General features: G+C 58.7%; 17 protein-coding genes (1 of these 17 running past the window's edge). 12 read left to right on the top strand and 5 right to left on the bottom strand.

All coding sequences use genetic code 11. The features are described from left to right. The first annotated feature begins 98 nt into the window (after nt 1–98). The 4 genes from AC1MEW_RS08140 to AC1MEW_RS08155 are packed head-to-tail and all read left to right on the top strand — an operon-like array spanning nt 99 to nt 3,645. Nucleotides 99–971, top strand: coding sequence for a heme/hemin ABC transporter substrate-binding protein (locus AC1MEW_RS08140; RefSeq protein WP_480425983.1), 873 nt, complete (start codon nt 99–101; stop codon nt 969–971). A 50-nt stretch (nt 972–1,021) separates the two neighbouring features. Further along, on the top strand, nt 1,022–2,005 hold the full coding sequence (locus AC1MEW_RS08145; RefSeq protein WP_201205030.1) for a FecCD family ABC transporter permease: 984 nt from the start codon (nt 1,022–1,024) through the stop codon (nt 2,003–2,005). Beyond that, nucleotides 2,005–2,772 (top strand): heme ABC transporter ATP-binding protein, encoded by a 768-nt coding sequence (locus AC1MEW_RS08150; protein WP_322269666.1) that lies wholly within the window; start codon nt 2,005–2,007, stop codon nt 2,770–2,772. Before AC1MEW_RS08145 ends, AC1MEW_RS08150 begins: the two co-directional genes overlap by 1 nt. Before the next feature lie 21 nt (nt 2,773–2,793). Continuing rightward, nucleotides 2,794–3,645, top strand: a complete 852-nt coding sequence (locus AC1MEW_RS08155; RefSeq protein WP_480425986.1) for a ChaN family lipoprotein — start codon at nt 2,794–2,796, stop codon at nt 3,643–3,645. Between the two features lie 224 nt (nt 3,646–3,869). Here AC1MEW_RS08155 and AC1MEW_RS08160 read toward each other — a convergent pair whose 3' ends face one another. From AC1MEW_RS08160 to AC1MEW_RS08175, 4 genes are all read right to left on the bottom strand, one after another. Further along, complete coding sequence (locus AC1MEW_RS08160) at nt 3,870–4,670, bottom strand: Crp/Fnr family transcriptional regulator (protein ID WP_201255800.1); 801 nt, start codon at nt 4,668–4,670, stop codon at nt 3,870–3,872. Between the two features lie 16 nt (nt 4,671–4,686). Then, complete coding sequence (locus tag AC1MEW_RS08165; RefSeq protein ID WP_007971093.1) at nt 4,687–4,959, bottom strand: TfoX/Sxy family protein; 273 nt, start codon at nt 4,957–4,959, stop codon at nt 4,687–4,689. 313 nt (nt 4,960–5,272) lie between these two features. Continuing rightward, entirely contained in the window at nt 5,273–5,617 is a 345-nt protein-coding gene (locus AC1MEW_RS08170) for a pentapeptide repeat-containing protein (RefSeq protein ID WP_201198018.1), read from the bottom strand. Between the two features lie 90 nt (nt 5,618–5,707). Beyond that, on the bottom strand, nt 5,708–7,264 hold the full coding sequence (locus AC1MEW_RS08175) for an AAA family ATPase (RefSeq protein ID WP_201198017.1): 1,557 nt from the start codon (nt 7,262–7,264) through the stop codon (nt 5,708–5,710). Nucleotides 7,265–7,381: 117 nt separating this feature from the next. Between AC1MEW_RS08175 and mrcB the strand changes: the two genes are divergently transcribed. From mrcB to AC1MEW_RS08190, 3 genes are read left to right on the top strand one after another with little or no spacing between them, the layout of a single operon-like run. Beyond that, entirely contained in the window at nt 7,382–9,706 is a 2,325-nt protein-coding gene (gene mrcB / locus AC1MEW_RS08180; protein WP_323570330.1) for a penicillin-binding protein 1B, read from the top strand. A gap of 16 nt (nt 9,707–9,722) precedes the next feature. Beyond that, nucleotides 9,723–10,460: a tetratricopeptide repeat protein gene (locus tag AC1MEW_RS08185; RefSeq protein ID WP_323570331.1), complete on the top strand. Its 738-nt coding sequence runs from the start codon at nt 9,723–9,725 to the stop codon at nt 10,458–10,460. Beyond that, complete coding sequence (locus AC1MEW_RS08190; RefSeq protein ID WP_322269660.1) at nt 10,460–10,795, top strand: YqcC family protein; 336 nt, start codon at nt 10,460–10,462, stop codon at nt 10,793–10,795. Before AC1MEW_RS08185 ends, AC1MEW_RS08190 begins: the two co-directional genes overlap by 1 nt. Nucleotides 10,796–10,816: 21 nt before the next feature. On the opposite strand, the gene AC1MEW_RS08195 is transcribed toward AC1MEW_RS08190, so the two are convergent. Next, nucleotides 10,817–11,239 (bottom strand): DUF4124 domain-containing protein, encoded by a 423-nt coding sequence (locus AC1MEW_RS08195; protein ID WP_201255802.1) that lies wholly within the window; start codon nt 11,237–11,239, stop codon nt 10,817–10,819. A gap of 401 nt (nt 11,240–11,640) precedes the next feature. On the opposite strand from AC1MEW_RS08195, the gene AC1MEW_RS08200 reads away from it, so the two are divergent. From AC1MEW_RS08200 to msrP, 5 genes are all read left to right on the top strand, one after another. Continuing rightward, nucleotides 11,641–13,365 (top strand): acetolactate synthase 3 large subunit, encoded by a 1,725-nt coding sequence (locus AC1MEW_RS08200; RefSeq protein ID WP_201198012.1) that lies wholly within the window; start codon nt 11,641–11,643, stop codon nt 13,363–13,365. Nucleotides 13,366–13,367: 2 nt separating this feature from the next. Beyond that, complete coding sequence (gene ilvN, locus AC1MEW_RS08205) at nt 13,368–13,859, top strand: acetolactate synthase small subunit (RefSeq protein WP_003176102.1); 492 nt, start codon at nt 13,368–13,370, stop codon at nt 13,857–13,859. A gap of 48 nt (nt 13,860–13,907) precedes the next feature. Further along, nucleotides 13,908–14,924: a ketol-acid reductoisomerase gene (ilvC, locus tag AC1MEW_RS08210; protein ID WP_007948647.1), complete on the top strand. Its 1,017-nt coding sequence runs from the start codon at nt 13,908–13,910 to the stop codon at nt 14,922–14,924. 145 nt (nt 14,925–15,069) lie between these two features. Then, nucleotides 15,070–15,924 carry a CDP-diacylglycerol--serine O-phosphatidyltransferase gene (gene pssA / locus AC1MEW_RS08215; RefSeq protein WP_201198011.1) on the top strand — a complete coding sequence of 285 codons (855 nt, stop codon included), beginning with the start codon at nt 15,070–15,072 and terminating at the stop codon, nt 15,922–15,924. Between the two features lie 58 nt (nt 15,925–15,982). Next, nucleotides 15,983–16,335: the start of a protein-methionine-sulfoxide reductase catalytic subunit MsrP gene (msrP, locus tag AC1MEW_RS08220; protein ID WP_480425992.1), read on the top strand. The gene runs 661 nt beyond the window's last position; only the first 353 of its 1,014 coding nucleotides appear in the window; the start codon lies at nt 15,983–15,985; its stop codon lies off the right edge, out of view.

Below are 16,335 nucleotides of genomic sequence, written 5' to 3' on the forward strand. Positions count from 1 at the left end.
TATCAAATGGCCGCCCGCCCATGGGGGCGCTTGCCGGATGTCGAGGATACTTGGCCTGTCAGGTTGATGCCCGGGAAAACCCTTTAAGGAAGCCGTTTATGCGTCTGAGTACCCGCGTTGTCGCCTTGTGTGTCGGACTCATCGTCAGCCACCAGGCGGCAGCGGCCGAACTGCCGCAGCGATGGGTGAGTGCCGGTGGCGCCTTGTCGGAGTGGGTGAGTGCCTTGGGTGGCGAGTCAAAACTGGTGGGCGTCGATACCACCAGTCAGCATCCGGATTCTTTGAAGGCCCTGCCGAGCATTGGCTATCAGCGGCAATTGTCGGCGGAAGGCATCTTGAGCTTACGCCCGCAGATGCTCATCGGCACCGAAGAAATGGGTCCACCGCCGGTGCTTTCGCAGATTCGCAGTGCCGGTGTTCAGGTCGAATTGTTCTCGGCTCAGCCGGATTTGCCTGCCTTGCAGGGCAACTTGCAGCATCTGGGCAAGTTGCTCGGCGCAGAAGACCAGGCGACCCAGGCATTCCTGGCGTATCAACAGAAACTGGATCAGCAAAAGCTCCGGATCACCGAGGCGCAGCTCAAACAGAAATCGCCGGGTGTGCTGTTGTTGCTCGGCCATGCGGGCGGCAATCCAATGATCGCCGGCAAGGACACCGCCGCCGATTGGTTGCTGCAACAGGCCGGCGGCCACAACTTGGCGACGCATACCGGTTATAAACCTTTTTCCAACGAGTCCTTGGCCAGCCTGAACCCTGAAGTGCTGGTGTTCGCCGATCGTGCGCTGACCGGCGATGCGGCCCGCGCAGCATTGTTCAAGGAAAACCCCATCTTGTCCTCGACCCGTGCCGCGAAGGACGGCCGCGTGATGGAACTCGATCCAACTTTACTGGTGGGCGGGCTCGGACCGCGGTTGCCCGAGGCGCTGAAAAAGTTGTCTGACGGTTTATATCTCGGCGCGAGTGACCAATGACCACTTTGGTTAAACCCCGCACACTGTTTATTGGCTTGAGTCTGCTGTGTTTGCTGGCGATCTGGCTGTCGTTGGCGCTGGGGCCGGTGAGCTTGCCGTTGCTCGACACGTTGCGTGCGGCGCTGCGGTTGATCGGTGTGCCGATTGCCCCGGACGGTCTGGAGCAGGCTGAACTGATTCTTGGGCAGATTCGCCTGCCGCGAACCCTGCTCGGTTTGGCGGTGGGCGGTGTGCTGGCCTTGTCTGGCGTGGCAATGCAGGGTCTGTTTCGCAACCCATTGGCCGATCCGGGGCTGGTCGGTGTTTCCAGCGGCGCCGCACTGGGCGCGGCGATTGCGATTGTCGGTGGTTCGGCGTTTGGCGGCTTGCCCGAGTCCTTCGGGCCTTATCTTTTGTCGTTGTGCGCGTTTCTTGGCGGGCTCGGCGTGACCGCGCTGGTGTATCGACTCGGCCGGCGTAACGGGCAAACCAACGTCGCGACCATGCTGCTGGCCGGTATTGCGTTAACGGCGCTGGCCGGTTCGGCGGTGGGTTTGTTCACCTATCTGGCGGACGATGCGACCCTGCGCACGCTGACTTTCTGGAACCTGGGCAGCCTCAACGGCGCCAGTTATTCGCGGCTCTGGCCATTGCTGCTGGTGACGGCTGGTGTGGCGCTGTGGTTGCCGCGCAGGGCCAAGGCCTTGAATGCATTGTTGCTGGGCGAGTCGGAGGCCGGTCACCTGGGCATTGATGTCGAAGGGCTCAAGCGTGAACTGGTGTTCTGCACCGCGCTGGGTGTCGGCGCGGCGGTGGCGGCAGCAGGGATGATCGGGTTTGTCGGGCTGGTGGTGCCGCATCTGGTGCGGCTGCTGGCCGGTCCTGATCATCGGGTGCTGTTACCGGCCTCGGTGCTGGCGGGGGCGAGTCTGTTGTTGTTCGCTGACCTGGTGGCGAGACTGGCCCTGGCGCCGGCCGAGTTGCCGATTGGTATTGTCACGGCGTTCATTGGCGCGCCGTTCTTTCTGATTCTGCTGCTCAGGAGGCGTGCCTGATGTTGCGCACAGAAAACCTGAAGATCCGCCGAGGCAGCAAAACGGTGCTGACGGACATCACACTGGAACTCAAGCCGGGTGAAGTCCTCGGTGTGCTGGGGCCGAACGGTGCTGGCAAGAGCACCTTGCTCGGCGCGTTGTGCGGTGAATTGCGTCCTGACGAAGGACGCGTCTGGCTCGATGAGCGTGAGCTGAGCCACTGCACGGGTGCCCAGCGAGCGCAGCGATTGGCGGTACTACCGCAAGTGTCGACCCTCGACTTCGGCTTTCGTGTCGAGGAAGTGGTCGGCATGGGGCGTTTGCCTTATCAAAGCGGTCGGGTGCGCGATGACGAAATTGTTGCCGCCGCGTTGGGCGCCGCCGATGCCGGGCATTTGAGCGGTCGCAGTTACCTGGCGCTGTCCGGCGGCGAACGTCAGCGAGTGCATCTGGCCCGGGTGCTGGCGCAGCTCTGGCCCGGCGAGGCGGGGCAGACCTTACTGCTTGATGAGCCGACCTCGATGCTCGATCCACTGCATCAGCACACCACGTTGCAGGCTGTGCGCGAGTTTGCTGATCGCGGTGCCGCGGTGTTGGTGATCCTGCATGATCTGAACCTGGCGGCGCGTTATTGTGATCGTCTGTTGCTGCTCGAAGGCGGGCGCCCGGTGGCGCTGGATACACCAGAGCAGGTGCTGCGTCCGGAGTCGCTCAAAGCGGTGTTCGGGCTGGAAGTATTGGTGCAGCCGCACCCGGAGCGTGGGCATCCGCTGATCATCGCCCGCTGAGTCGTTCATCGAGGTGAGAGCATGCGTGGGATTTTGCTGCTGGCCGTACTTCTGCTGAGTGCTTGTCAGCACGTTTCGGCACCACCACCGATCACCGGCCGGATTGTTGACTTGCGCACGGGCCAGTCACTGACGGCACCAGAATTGGTCGCACGGCTGGCCAAGCCTGAGCGGGTGATCGTCGGCGAGCAGCATGACAATCGCGATCACCATCAACTGCAATTGTGGCTGCTCCAGACGCTGGGGCAGAGACGTCCCCAAGGCAGTCTGCTGTTGGAAATGCTCACGCCGGATCAACAACTGCGCGTCGATGACGTGCGCAATGCTTCAACACCGCCGATCGACTTGCCTGGCGCGTTGGCCTGGCAGTCGGGTTGGGACTGGGATTTGTATGGGCCGATAGTGCGTTTCGCCCTGGGACAGCCTTATCCACTGCTGGCGGCCAATCTGAGTGACAACGAAGTCCGTGCCTTTTATGCCCAGCCGCCTGGGTTGAGCGGTTCGCGTTCTAACGCACCTTCGGTCAAGGACGAGTTACTGGCGCAAATCAGCGGCTCCCATTGCGGACTGCTTCCAAAATCCCAAATGCCAGCAATGCTGGCGGTGCAGCAGCAACGTGACCGGCGAATGGCTGAGCGTTTACGTGTCGCCCCCGAGCCTTCGCTGCTGTTTGCCGGTGCGTATCATGCGCGCAAGGATGTCGGTGTACCGCTTCATATACTGGATTTGGGCGAACCCGAAGCGCCAACCGTGCTGATGCTGGCGCAGCAGGGCAGTGAGGTCACGTTGGCGATGGCTGATTACGTCTGGTACACGCCCGCCACGCCGGCACCGGATTATTGCGAAGAGATGCGTAAGCAGATGGGCAAGTAGCGTCGGCGACTTTTCTACAGGCAAAAAAAGACCCGGCAAGAGCCGGGTCAAATAACCGTGATTAGCCTGATGAGGAGATAATCTGAGAGTCCGAACCAAGGGCTTTTCAGAAAATCGACCAGTCTCGCGACCAGTTGTGATAATCATAGCGATTCTCATTACCAAGTCAACCGCTGTTTTCTCATTTATTTTCAATCAGCCAGCAGGCCCTGTAATCGTTGGGTTTAGCCTGGATTTTTAAGTGAACTCAACTGGGTAATCTGCTTGTTCAGCAAGTCAATGCGCCGCGCCATGCTCTCGATCAGGCTGTGGGAAATCTTCGGATTGCTTTGGGTCAGGCTCAGAAACTGATCCTTGGGAATCAACATTACCGTGCTCGGTTCGCTGGTGATCACACTGGCGTTGCGCTTCTCGCCAGTGAACACCGCCATGGCACCGAAAATCTCATCCTTGGGCACATCGCCGACTTTATGCCCGTCGACAAACGCTTCGGCATGGCCTTCGATGATGACGAATACATGGTCTGCCTCGTCGCCCTGCTGAATCAGTACTTCGCCGGCGGCAACGCGCTGAAAGCCGTTGGTGCTACGAAATTCCGGTTGTTTCAGGTGGGCAACCGCGTCGGATAGCAGGGCGGTCTGGCCGACCAGATATTGCAGGAACAACTCCGAACGCTGCGAATCGGCATAGATGTGCTGAAAAACCTCGGATCGCAGGTAGGGAATCAAGGACAGCGGACCATCGCTACGCAAGCGGCAATGTGGCAGTTCAACGCCTTGGCGCAGGCCGACCAGATCGCCTTCATGCAAATAGAACAAGGCTCGGTTGTCGACGCAGCCATGTAGCAAACCGTTGTCCAACAGGAACAACTGATTGCCGGGCAATAGCGTGGCGAGGTCGTCGACGGCCGAAAACTCCAGCGCCGGGCCGCAGGGCGATAAACCGTTCAGCAACCGGGCGGGAATGTTTTGCAGTCGATTGATCAGTGTGTCGGCGTAAGCCGGTTGTTCCCCGAGCAAGTACATGGCGATGGGCGCCTGTTCAATTCTTGTGGCGTGAAGAAATGGCTTCCAGTTGTTTGTTCAGCGCTTCCTTGCGTTCAGCGGGGATGTCGTTCCAGTGCACGTCCATCAGGGCGCCTTCAATTGCATACAGCAACACCTTGGACGCCCGGAACCCACGCGTACGCACGGCCCGATAAGCATCCACCGCCCCCAGGCGACGCAAGTCCGAGGCGCTGTGGATGCCCACGGCATGCAGCCACTGCGCTGACGTCTTGCCAAGATTCTTCAGGTGTTGCAGTTCATCATTCATCAAGCCTCCTTGCGACGGCCGAACGGTGCGTGGGCGAGCCTTTGAGGAGTGTAGCCATCAGTAGGAAAAGCGTGATTGTTTGGTCGGTTTCGACGCAAACGCTTCTAAGAGGCAAGGTCCTGAAGCGTTCGAAGGGGCTGCGAATGCAGTAGAGGAGGGCAGCGCAAATAACTGTGGGGAGCGGCGGTGCGACGATTCGACTTGTTCGCGAAGACGTAGTGTCAGTCGACATGAATGTTGAAGGTTAAACCGCTTTCGCGAGCAAGCCCGCTCCCACAGGGGGGCGTGTCGTGTCAGGTAGGCGATGCGGATGTTAGCGGGTGCGATAGCGCAGGCGTGTCCCGAAATTCATCGACATCAGGATTTCGTCGGCACTCAGCTCTGTTGGGAAGTAGGCGCCGGAGATTTGCGCATGGGCCAGGCTTGCACCTTCCAGCGAGGCATTGCGGAAGTCGATGCCACGCAAGTCGGCGGAACGGAAGTACGCATCGGTGAAGTCGATGCCATCGGCGTTCAGCTCACGCAGATCAAGACCACGGAAATCGCCACTGACCATGTCAATCGGGCCATCGAGGGGGCGTTGCTTGTTGAAGCCTGTGATGTCGTCTTTGTGCAGCAAGGCATAAAGCGGGGTGTCGAGAAGTTTCGGCTGGCTCATGTCAAATCACCTGTTGGTTTTATGACGCCAGTATAGTGCCACTATTTGACAGCCGTGAAGCCAGCGAAGGCTCCACGGCTGAAAAATTTCTTACAAGCCCGGCAGGCGCTGGCGAATCTGCGCCACGACAGCGTCCAGGGTCCCGCTCTCATTGGTCTGAACACGCTTGCTGCAGAGAATCTCGGCCGGCGTCAGTGCTTCGCGGGTGCCTTGCTGGTCGGCGATAACGGCCAGATTGGCGTCGGACGGATCCTTTTTGTCTGCCTGACGCAGGGCCAGCCAGCTCTCGATTACGGCTTGCGGTGCGTTGCAATCCAGAATCAGGAAGGGTGCGCCGGTCGCTTCAGCAATTTTTGCCGCGCCGTCACGCTGGTCGCGCTTGAGGTAGGTGGCATCGATCACCACCGGGAAACCGGCACGCAGGATTACGTCAGCGATTTCATGCAGGCGGGTGTAGGTCGCTGAGCTGGCGTCAGCACTATAAATGCCGGCCTGTGGATCGTTCGGCACGGTCTGCTCGCCGAACAGACGTTTGCGTTCTACGTCGGAACGCAGGCGAATGGCACCCAGTGCTTCCACCAGACGCATGGCCACACGGCTTTTACCGACAGCGGAAACGCCGTGGGTGATGGCCATGAAGCGGGAAGGAATGGTGCTGTAGCTTTCCGCCAGGTTGGCGTAGTTGCGGTACTGGCGCAGGGTGGTGGCGCGCTGCACCGGATCGGCCTCGGCCGGCATGCTGAACAGGCTGACCTTGGCGCGAACCAGTGCACGGTAGGCTTTATAGAAGTTGAGCAGCTCAAGGCCCTGATAGTCGCCGGTCAGTTCCAGGTACTGGCTGATGAAACGGCGCGCCAGGCTCTTAAGGCCGCGGTCTTCCAGGTCCATTGCCAGGAAGCCGGTGTCAGCGTAGACGTCGGTGAAGCGGAACGGCTCGTTGAACTCGATGCAGTCGAAGATCACGACCTTGCCGTCGATCACGGTGGCGTTGCCCAGGTGAATGTCACCGTGGCATTCGCGAATGAAACCGTCGGCCTTGCGTTGGGCAAACAGCGGCTTCAGACGCTCGAAGCTGCTTTCGGCCCAGGCTTGCAGGGCGTCGAGTTGCAACAGATCAGCCTTGTCGCTGAGGAACGGGCGGATCTGTTCGAAGTTCTGGCGTACCGGTGCCATGACGCTGTCCGGGGTGCCTGCTTCGTGTTCGGCAGGTACTTTCGGCGCAGTGAGGTGGAACTGCGCAATTTGCGCGGCCATCTCGTCGATGTGCGCGGTGGTCAGTTCGCCGTTGGCTTGCAGGGTGCTGAGCAATTGGCTTTGCGGGAACTGGCGCATTTTCAGCGCGTATTCGACAACCGGGCCGTCACCGCCCAGTTGTGGGGCTTCGGCACTGCCGGTGATCGGCAACACTTCAAGATACAAATCATTGGTCAGACGCTGGTTCAGGCGTAGTTCTTCACCGCAGAAATGTTCGCGAGCATCGAGGTTGGTGAAGTCGAGGAAGCCGAAGTTCACCGGTTTCTTCACTTTATAAGCAAAGGGACCCGTGAGGATGACCCAGGAGATATGGGTCTCGATAACCTGGAACCCATCGACGGGATGCGGGTAGAGGGCCGGGTTTTGCAGGGCGGCGATCAGGGACTGGCTCACAGGCGATCCTTCAGAGTCGGGGGAAATTCAAGGTCGCCATTATGGCCGCAACTCCGCCGGACGCAAACCTTGGCAGGCTCCTGTTGAGTATGAATAAAGTGCGTATAATCCGCCGCCATGACTCGTACTCGATCCCCTCGCAGCAAAAAAAAACCACCGTCCAGCGGCCTGCGCCCCTGGCTGGGCTGGGCCCTTAAACTCAGCCTGGTCGGCCTTGTCGTGCTTGCCGGGTTCGCGGTTTATCTGGACGCCATCGTTCAGGAGAAGTTTTCCGGCAAGCGCTGGACCATTCCGGCCAAGGTGTATGCGCGCCCGCTGGAGCTGTTTACCGGCCAGAAGCTGAGCAAGGACGACTTCCTCACCGAACTCGACGCCTTGGGCTACCGGCGCGAAGCTGTGAGCAACGGTCCCGGCGCAGCAGCGGTCAGCGGCAATACCGTCGACTTGAACACCCGTGGCTTCCAATTTTATGAAGGTATGGAGAAGCCCCAGCCCGTACGGGTGCGGTTCTCCGGTGACTATGTGGCCGAACTCTCGGCGACCAACGGTTCGAAGCTTTCTGTGGTGCGGCTGGAACCGCTGATGATCGGCGGGATTTACCCGAAAAACCTCGAAGACCGCATTCTGATCAAGCTCGATCAGGTTCCGCCGTACCTGCTCGACACCCTGGTCGCGGTGGAAGATCGGGATTATTACAGCCACTGGGGTGTGTCTCCCAAATCGATTGCCCGAGCTATTTGGGTCAACACCTCTGGCGGCAAGATGACCCAGGGTGGCAGCACGCTGACGCAGCAGTTGGTCAAAAACTTCTACCTGACCAGCGAACGCAGCCTGACCCGCAAACTCACCGAAGCCATGATGGCGATGTTGCTTGAGCTGCATTACAGCAAACAGGACATTCTTGAGGCTTACCTCAACGAAGTGTTCGTCGGTCAGGATGGCCAGCGAGCGGTGCACGGTTTCGGCCTGGCCAGTCAGTTCTTCTTCGGGCAGCCGTTGTCCGAACTGAAACTGCATCAAGTCGCGTTGCTGGTGGGCATGGTCAAGGGGCCGTCCTATTACAACCCGCGTCGCAACCCGGAGCGGGCGCTTGAGCGGCGCAACCTGGTGCTTGATGTGCTTGAGCAACAAGGCGTTGCTACTGCCGAACAAGTCGCTGCCGCGAAGGCCATGCCGCTGGGCGTGACGACTCGCGGCAAACTGGCGGACAGTTCGTTCCCGGGCTTTATCGATCTGGTTAAGCGTCAGTTACGTGAAGACTATCGCGACGAAGACTTGACCGAAGAAGGCCTGCGGATTTTCACCAGTTTCGACCCGATCCTGCAGATGAAGGCCGAAGCCTCGGTCAACGACACCTTTAAACGACTGGCCGGGCGCAAAGGTTCGGATGATGTCGAAGCGGCCATGGTCGTGACCAATCCGGAAACCGGCGAAGTCCAGGCCATGATCGGCAGCCGTCAGGCGAGTTTTGCCGGTTTCAACCGTGCCTTGGATGCGGTACGCCCGATCGGCTCGTTGATCAAGCCTGCGGTTTATCTGACTGCTCTTGAGAAACCAAGCCAGTACACCTTGACCAGTTGGCTATCGGATGAATCCTTCTCGGTGAAAGGCGCAGACGGTCAGGTCTGGAAACCACAGAATTATGACCGACGTTCCCACGGCACGGTGTTCCTGTATCAAGGGTTGGCGCATTCCTACAACCTGTCGACTGCGCGTCTCGGGTTGGAGCTGGGTGTACCGAACGTCCTCAAGACCCTGGCGCGCCTGGGCGTGAGTCGAGAGTTCCCGGCGTTCCCGTCGATGCTGTTGGGCGCGGGTGGTCTGACGCCGATGGAAGTGGCAACCATGTATCAGACCCTGGCCAACGGCGGGTTCAATACGCCGATGCGCGGGATTCGCAGCGTGCTGACTGCCGAAGGCGAGCCACTTAAACGTTATCCGTTCCAGATTCAGCAGCGTTTCGATCCGGCCTCTATTTTCCTGATCCAGAGCGCCATGCAGCGCGTCATGCGTGAAGGTACCGGTAGCTCGGTTTATAACGTGCTGCCCAAAACCCTGACGCTGGCGGGCAAGACCGGTACCAGTAACGATTCGCGGGACAGCTGGTTCGCCGGTTTCAGTCAGGATCTGCTGGCGGTGGTCTGGCTGGGTCGCGACGATAACGGCAAGACACCGTTCACCGGCGCTACCGGTGCGTTGCAGGTCTGGACCAGTTTCATGCGCAAGGCCGATCCGCTGCCGCTGGACATGCCGCAGCCGGACAACATTGTTCAGGCCTGGGTAGATTCGCGCACCGGGCAAGGCTCTGATGCCAACTGCCCAGGTGCGGTGCAGATGCCGTATATTCGCGGCAGTGAACCGCCTCCCGGCGCCGCTTGTGGTGGTCAAGCCCCTGCTTCCGGTGAAACGGTGATGGATTGGGTCAAGGGCTGGATGAATTAAGCAAAGAGGGTTTCAAGTGAATAAGTGGTTGATTCCAGCGGTTACCGCCGTGGCTTTGCTCAGCGGTTGCTCCACCGTACAGCGCGGTTCGATTCCGGTTGTGGACTCCGGCAGCGCTGTATCTAACAGTGAGCGGATTCAGGCGAATGGCGGTTTCCGCAAGACGACAGTAAAACGTCCGGTGCAAGGTCAGCCCCAGGCCATCCCGCAAGGTGATAGCGGCGTAGTGGTGATGGTACCGGGTGGTGGCGCCGTGACTTCGGCCCCGATCAGCACTTCGCCGATCACGCCGGGCCCGATCACGCCGGGTCCGATTGATACCTCGCCGGTTCAGTCCGCGCCAATCAATCAGGGCAGCTACAGCATGCCATCGACCCCGAGCGGGATTCCGTCGGCAAGCACCGGTGGCGGCTTGTCTGCCGACGAGCAACTGGATGGGCCGGTATTGGCTCTTCTGACTACCGCTCAACAGCAACAGGCCAGTGGCGACCTCAACGGTGCGTCCTCCAGCCTGGAGCGCGCCCAGCGAGTAGCTCCGCGTGAGCCGCAAGTGCTTTATCGTCTGGCGCAGGTGCGTATGGCTCAAGGCGATGCACCACAAGCCGAGCAGTTCGCTCGTCGTGGTCTGACCTTTGCCAGTGGCCGTCCGGATCTGCAGGCCAACCTGTGGGAACTGATCGCTCAAGCTCGTGAAAAGCAGGGTGATACCGCTGGCGCCACACTGGCCCGTCAGAAGGCCAAGGTTGCGCTGTGATGGATGCACGTTTCCCGAAAATTGCCGAGCAGTTGCTGCTGATCGAACGTGAGCTGCGGATTCAGGGCTGGTGGGACGAGGTCTCGCCCAGTGCTGAAGCACTGTCCAGTGTCGAGCCGTTCTCGGTCGACACCCTGGACTTTGAGCAATGGCTGCAATGGATCTTCTTGCCGCGCATGAAAGTGATCCTCGAACAGGATCTGCCGTTGCCCAATGCGTCAGGGATTCAGGAAATGGCCGAAATGGTCTTTGCCTCCCGCAATATCCAGGGCAAGGATCGGTATCTGCAGGTCCTGCTCAAAGAGTTCGATCAACTGATCGTTGCCTCCCGCTAATGCCGATCCCTTGTAGGGTGGTTACTGGCAGTTCTGCGTAATTTGTTTTTGTGCTTCGGTGGTGCGCTCCTGACGTTGTTCGTCAGTCAGGCGGCGCATCTCGCCGTCGACATCCTCCCGTAGTCGCGGGTTGTTCTGCAGTTGAGCGAGGTTCGTTCGAGCCTGCTCGCAGAATGTCTTGAGCTGGGCTTGCTGCTCGGCGACCTGCTTTTTCACTGTCTTATCGATGGCCTGTTGATCGCCAATGGCGCTACTGCGTGCGGGTGCGGTGGGTTTGCCGACAGGCGGAGCGGGCGTGACCACGGTGGTGGTTTGCTGTCCTTGAGGTGGCTGGGCATCGAAGTGGGTCACCCCTTGGGCATCCACCCACTTGTAGATCTGAGCCGCCATGCACAAAGGGCTCAGGGTGATCAGCAGACTGGCGGTGAAGAAGAACGTTCGCATGCCATTTCCTTGTCATAAGTTGCGCAATTGAAGCTAACACACTTGCGGTTTACGGGTTTTTTCTTGCGTTCTCATGTGCTTACTCACAATAAAGCACATAGACGGCTTGACTTGCAGAGGACGAAACAGAAGAATCCAAAGTCCGCTGTAGAGGGACTGCCAGAAGCAGACCCACTCGGTAGATCATGAGGCGCATACCCGCGCCGACCTGTTACACCCGCAACGCGTTACCTCGCGCTGGGTGGGAAAGGCCCGCAACACTTGGGACGATCCCAATACTTGCTCAGTCAGTGCTGACGTAGTCGGCGACCACCGTCGCTCATGCTCTGCCGAGAAGTAAACCTATTAAGACCCGTCCCCTTGTGTGTGGACGGTATTCTGGCGTTTTAGAGGTGAACAACGTGGAGCTTTTATCTGGCGGTGAGATGCTCGTCCGCTTTTTGCGTGACGAAGGCGTCAAATATATCTACGGGTACCCGGGCGGTGCTCTTCTTCATGTCTACGATGCCCTGTTCAAAGAACCGGAAGTGACCCACATCCTGGTTCGTCACGAACAGGCTGCGACCCATATGGCTGACGGTTATGCCCGTGCCACCGGTAAAGCCGGTGTGGTACTGGTGACTTCCGGCCCGGGCGCAACCAACGCCATCACCGGTATTGCCACGGCCTACATGGACTCCATTCCGATGGTGGTCATTTCCGGCCAGGTGCCTAGCAACATGGTAGGTACCGACGCGTTCCAGGAAACCGACATGATCGGTATCTCCCGGCCGATCGTGAAGCACAGCTTCATGATCAAGCACGCTTCGGAAATCCCGGAAGTCATGAAGAAGGCGTTCTACCTGGCGCAATCCGGTCGTCCTGGTCCGGTCGTTGTCGATATTCCGAAAGACATGACCAACCCGGCCGAGAAGTTCGAATACATCTTCCCGAAAAAAGCCAAGCTGCGTTCCTACAGCCCAGCCGTTCGCGGTCACTCCGGGCAAATTCGCAAGGCAGCAGAAATGCTCCTGGCGGCCAAGCGTCCGGTGATGTACGCCGGCGGCGGCGTGATTCTGGGTGGCGGCTCCGCGCCGCTGACCGAATTGGCGAAGATGCTCAACCTGCCAGTGACCAATACCCTGATGGGTTTGGGTGCCTACCCTGGCACCGACCGTCAGTTCATCGGCATGCTCGGCATGCACGGTAGCTACACCGCCAACCTGGCGATGCACCATGCTGACGTGATCCTGGCAGTCGGCGCACGTTTCGATGACCGTGTGATCAACGGCCCGGCGAAGTTCTGCCCGAATGCCAAGATCATTCACATCGACATCGACCCGGCTTCGATCTCCAAGACCATCAAGGCCGACGTGCCTATCGTTGGTCCGGTCGAGAGCGTCCTGACCGAAATGGTCGCGATCCTCAAGGAAATCGGCGAGACCCCGAACAAGGAGTCCGTTGCCAGTTGGTGGAAGCAAGTTGACGAGTGGCGCGGTGACCGCGGCCTGTTCCCTTACGACAAGGGCGACGGCAGCATCATCAAGCCGCAAACCGTGGTCGAAACCCTGTGCGAAGTGACCAAGGGCGATGCCTTTGTAGCCTCCGACGTGGGTCAGCATCAAATGTTCGCGGCGCAGTACTACAAGTTCGACAAGCCTAACCGCTGGATCAACTCCGGTGGCCTGGGCACCATGGGCTTCGGTTTCCCGGCGGCCATGGGTATCAAGTTGAGCTTCCCGGATGCCGACGTCGTCTGCGTGACAGGCGAGGGCAGTATCCAGATGAACATTCAGGAACTGTCCACCTGTCTGCAATACGGTTTGCCGGTCAAAATCGTCATCCTGAACAACGGTGTTCTGGGTATGGTTCGCCAGTGGCAAGACATGAGCTATGGCAGTCGTCACTCGCATTCCTACATGGAGTCGTTGCCTGACTTCGTCAAGCTGGCAGAGGCCTATGGTCACGTAGGCATGCGCATCACCGACTCGAAAGAATTGAAGTCGAAGATGGAGGAAGCGTTTGCCATGAAGGATCGCCTGGTGGTGCTCGATATTTCGGTCGACACCAGCGAGCACGTCTACCCGATGCAGATCAAAGACGGCTCCATGCGCGATATGTGGCTGAGCAAGACGGAGCGTACTTAATCATGCGGCACATTATTTCCTTGCTTCTGGAAAACGAACCGGGCGCTCTGTCTCGTGTAGTCGGCCTGTTCTCGCAGCGCAACTACAACATCGAAAGCCTGACTGTGGCACCAACCGAAGACCCGACCCTGTCGCGCCTGACGTTGACCACTGTCGGCCACGATGAAGTTATCGAGCAGATCACCAAGAACCTGAACAAGCTGATTGAAGTGGTCAAATTGGTCGACCTGTCGGAGAGTGCTCACATCGAGCGCGAACTGATGCTGGTCAAGGTCAAGGCCACCGGCGCCCAGCGCGCCGAGATCAAGCGCACTACCGATATTTACCGTGGGCAGATCGTAGATGTCAGCGCCAGCGTGTATACCGTTCAATTGACCGGTACCAGCGACAAGCTCGACAGCTTCATTCAGTCCATCGGCACCGCCTCGATTCTGGAAACCGTCCGTAGCGGCGTAACCGGTATCGCCCGCGGCGACAAAGTACTCAGCATCTAAACCAAATTAGCGAATGGCCTGAACGGCCTGGATATATAGGGGAATTTCATGAAAGTTTATTACGAAAAAGACTGCGACCTGTCGATCATCCAGGGCAAGAAAGTTGCCATCATCGGTTACGGTTCCCAGGGCCACGCTCAAGCGTGCAACCTGAAAGACTCCGGCGTTGACGTTACTGTCGGCCTGCGTAAAGGTTCGGCCACTGTTGCCAAAGCCGAAGCTCACGGCCTGAAAGTGACTGACGTTGCTTCCGCTGTTGCGGCTGCCGACCTGGTCATGATCCTGACCCCGGACGAGTTCCAGTCTGCTTTGTACAAGAACGAAATCGAGCCGAACATCAAGAAAGGCGCCACCCTGGCCTTCTCCCACGGCTTCGCGATCCACTACAACCAGGTTGTTCCGCGCGCTGACCTCGACGTGATCATGATCGCGCCGAAAGCACCGGGCCACACCGTACGTTCCGAGTTCGTAAAGGGCGGCGGTATTCCTGACCTGATCGCTATCTACCAGGATGCTTCGGGCAACGCCAAAAACGTTGCGCTGTCCTACGCTGCTGGCGTTGGTGGCGGTCGTACCGGCATCATCGAAACCACTTTCAAGGACGAGACCGAAACCGACCTGTTCGGCGAACAAGCCGTACTGTGCGGCGGTACCGTTGAACTGGTTAAAGCCGGTTTCGAAACCCTGGTTGAAGCTGGCTATGCGCCGGAAATGGCCTACTTCGAATGCCTGCACGAACTGAAGCTGATCGTTGACCTCATGTACGAAGGCGGTATCGCCAACATGAACTACTCGATCTCCAACAACGCTGAATACGGCGAGTACGTGACTGGTCCGGAAGTGATCAACGCCGAATCCCGTCAGGCTATGCGTAACGCCCTGAAACGTATTCAGGACGGCGAATACGCCAAGATGTTCATCAGCGAAGGCGCTACCGGCTATCCTTCGATGACCGCCAAGCGTCGTAACAACGCCGCTCACGGTATCGAAATCATCGGCGAGCAACTGCGCTCCATGATGCCGTGGATCGGTGCCAACAAGATCGTCGACAAAGCCAAAAACTAAGTCGCACGCTTGTACGAGAAACGCGGCCTAGGCCGCGTTTTTTCGTTTGGGTCACCGGTTCTGGTATAAAGCTGCATCGTTTGTGGCCGAACTGTCGTCCCAGACACCTGTCGAAAACTTTCCATCCTGTTGCAAGGTAATGTCCATGAGCGAACGTCCCGAAGAGCCAAACCAGGCTCCTGACGCCGAAAGTCTACTGCCCATCGATGAGCACATCGAAGAAGGGCATGACGCTGAAGGTCGTAAAGTCCGGCATCGTGGTATCTATCTTCTGCCGAATCTTTTCACCACTGCGAATCTGTTCGCGGGGTTCTATTCCATCATCAACTCGATGAGTGCACAGGCTGCATTGAGCGCCGGTGACTCGGTCAGTGCCAGCAAGTATTTTGCGTTCGCCGCCATCGCGATTTTCGTCGCCATGGTGCTCGATGGTCTGGACGGTCGGGTTGCGCGGATGACCAATACCCAGAGCGCTTTCGGTGCCGAGTACGACTCGTTGTCGGACATGGTCGCCTTTGGTGTCGCACCGGCATTGTTGGCATTCGGCTGGGCCCTGGGTGACATGGGCAAGGTCGGCTGGATGGTTGCCTTCATCTATGTGGCGGGCGCGGCGTTGCGTCTGGCCCGGTTCAATACCCAGGTTGGTACGGCGGACAAGCGCTACTTCATTGGCCTGGCCAGTCCGGCGGCGGCGGGTGTTGTTGCTGGGATCGTCTGGGCATTCAGCGATTACGGCATCCAGGGTTCCAAGATGTCGTTTCTGGTGGCGCTGATGGTGGCGGCCGCCGGTATGTTGATGGTCAGCAACATCAAGTACAACAGCTTCAAAGAGCTGGACTTGAAAGGGCGTGTGCCTTTTGTGGCGATCCTTGCCGTGGTGTTGGTGTTTGCCGTTGTATTCAGTGATCCGCCGCGCATTCTGTTGCTGGTGTTCCTCGGGTATGCGGCCTCAGGCCCGGTTCAATACCTGTTACGTCTTCGTCGGAATAAAAACGTGTAATTTCCCTCATACTCCGCAGTCTATTGGTGCATCTGTCCTCCAATGCTGCGGAGTAGCCATGCTGATCAAATTCCCCAAAGCGTCTGACTGTCATGAGTCGGACGTGACGCCTGAATCCCTCTATCTCTCTCGTCGCAATGTGCTCGGTGCTGCCGTGGCCGGCTTGGCCGTGAGCAGCCTTCCTCGATGGGCCAATGCTGGCGATGCTGCGCGCTACGCCGACGTCGAGCCTGGCAAGGCGCCGTCCTGGTTCGCCGAAAAGCTTCCTTCTACAAAGTGGGGGGCGGTCAACGTCAAGGATGAAGCGATCACACCGTTCAAGGATGCAACCCACTACAACAACTTCTATGAGTTCGGCACTGACAAAGGTGATCCGGCGGCCAATGCTGGCGCGCTGAAGACCGAGCCATG

Source organism: Pseudomonas sp. ASL4, assembly GCF_056680395.1.

What these genes read in the sequence shown, in the direction of transcription:
- AC1MEW_RS08140 (WP_480425983.1), top strand. Translation starts at nt 99, where the DNA reads ATGCGTCTGAGTACCCGCGTTGTCGCCTTGTGTGTCGGACTCATCGTC.
- AC1MEW_RS08150 (WP_322269666.1), top strand. Translation starts at nt 2,005, where the DNA reads ATGTTGCGCACAGAAAACCTGAAGATCCGCCGAGGCAGCAAAACGGTG.
- AC1MEW_RS08155 (WP_480425986.1), top strand. Translation starts at nt 2,794, where the DNA reads ATGCGTGGGATTTTGCTGCTGGCCGTACTTCTGCTGAGTGCTTGTCAG.
- AC1MEW_RS08160 (WP_201255800.1), bottom strand. Translation starts at nt 4,670, where the DNA reads ATGTACTTGCTCGGGGAACAACCGGCTTACGCCGACACACTGATCAAT.
- AC1MEW_RS08165 (WP_007971093.1), bottom strand. Translation starts at nt 4,959, where the DNA reads ATGAATGATGAACTGCAACACCTGAAGAATCTTGGCAAGACGTCAGCG.
- AC1MEW_RS08170 (WP_201198018.1), bottom strand. Translation starts at nt 5,617, where the DNA reads ATGAGCCAGCCGAAACTTCTCGACACCCCGCTTTATGCCTTGCTGCAC.
- mrcB (WP_323570330.1), top strand. Translation starts at nt 7,382, where the DNA reads ATGACTCGTACTCGATCCCCTCGCAGCAAAAAAAAACCACCGTCCAGC.
- AC1MEW_RS08190 (WP_322269660.1), top strand. Translation starts at nt 10,460, where the DNA reads ATGGATGCACGTTTCCCGAAAATTGCCGAGCAGTTGCTGCTGATCGAA.
- AC1MEW_RS08195 (WP_201255802.1), bottom strand. Translation starts at nt 11,239, where the DNA reads ATGCGAACGTTCTTCTTCACCGCCAGTCTGCTGATCACCCTGAGCCCT.
- ilvN (WP_003176102.1), top strand. Translation starts at nt 13,368, where the DNA reads ATGCGGCACATTATTTCCTTGCTTCTGGAAAACGAACCGGGCGCTCTG.
- ilvC (WP_007948647.1), top strand. Translation starts at nt 13,908, where the DNA reads ATGAAAGTTTATTACGAAAAAGACTGCGACCTGTCGATCATCCAGGGC.
- pssA (WP_201198011.1), top strand. Translation starts at nt 15,070, where the DNA reads ATGAGCGAACGTCCCGAAGAGCCAAACCAGGCTCCTGACGCCGAAAGT.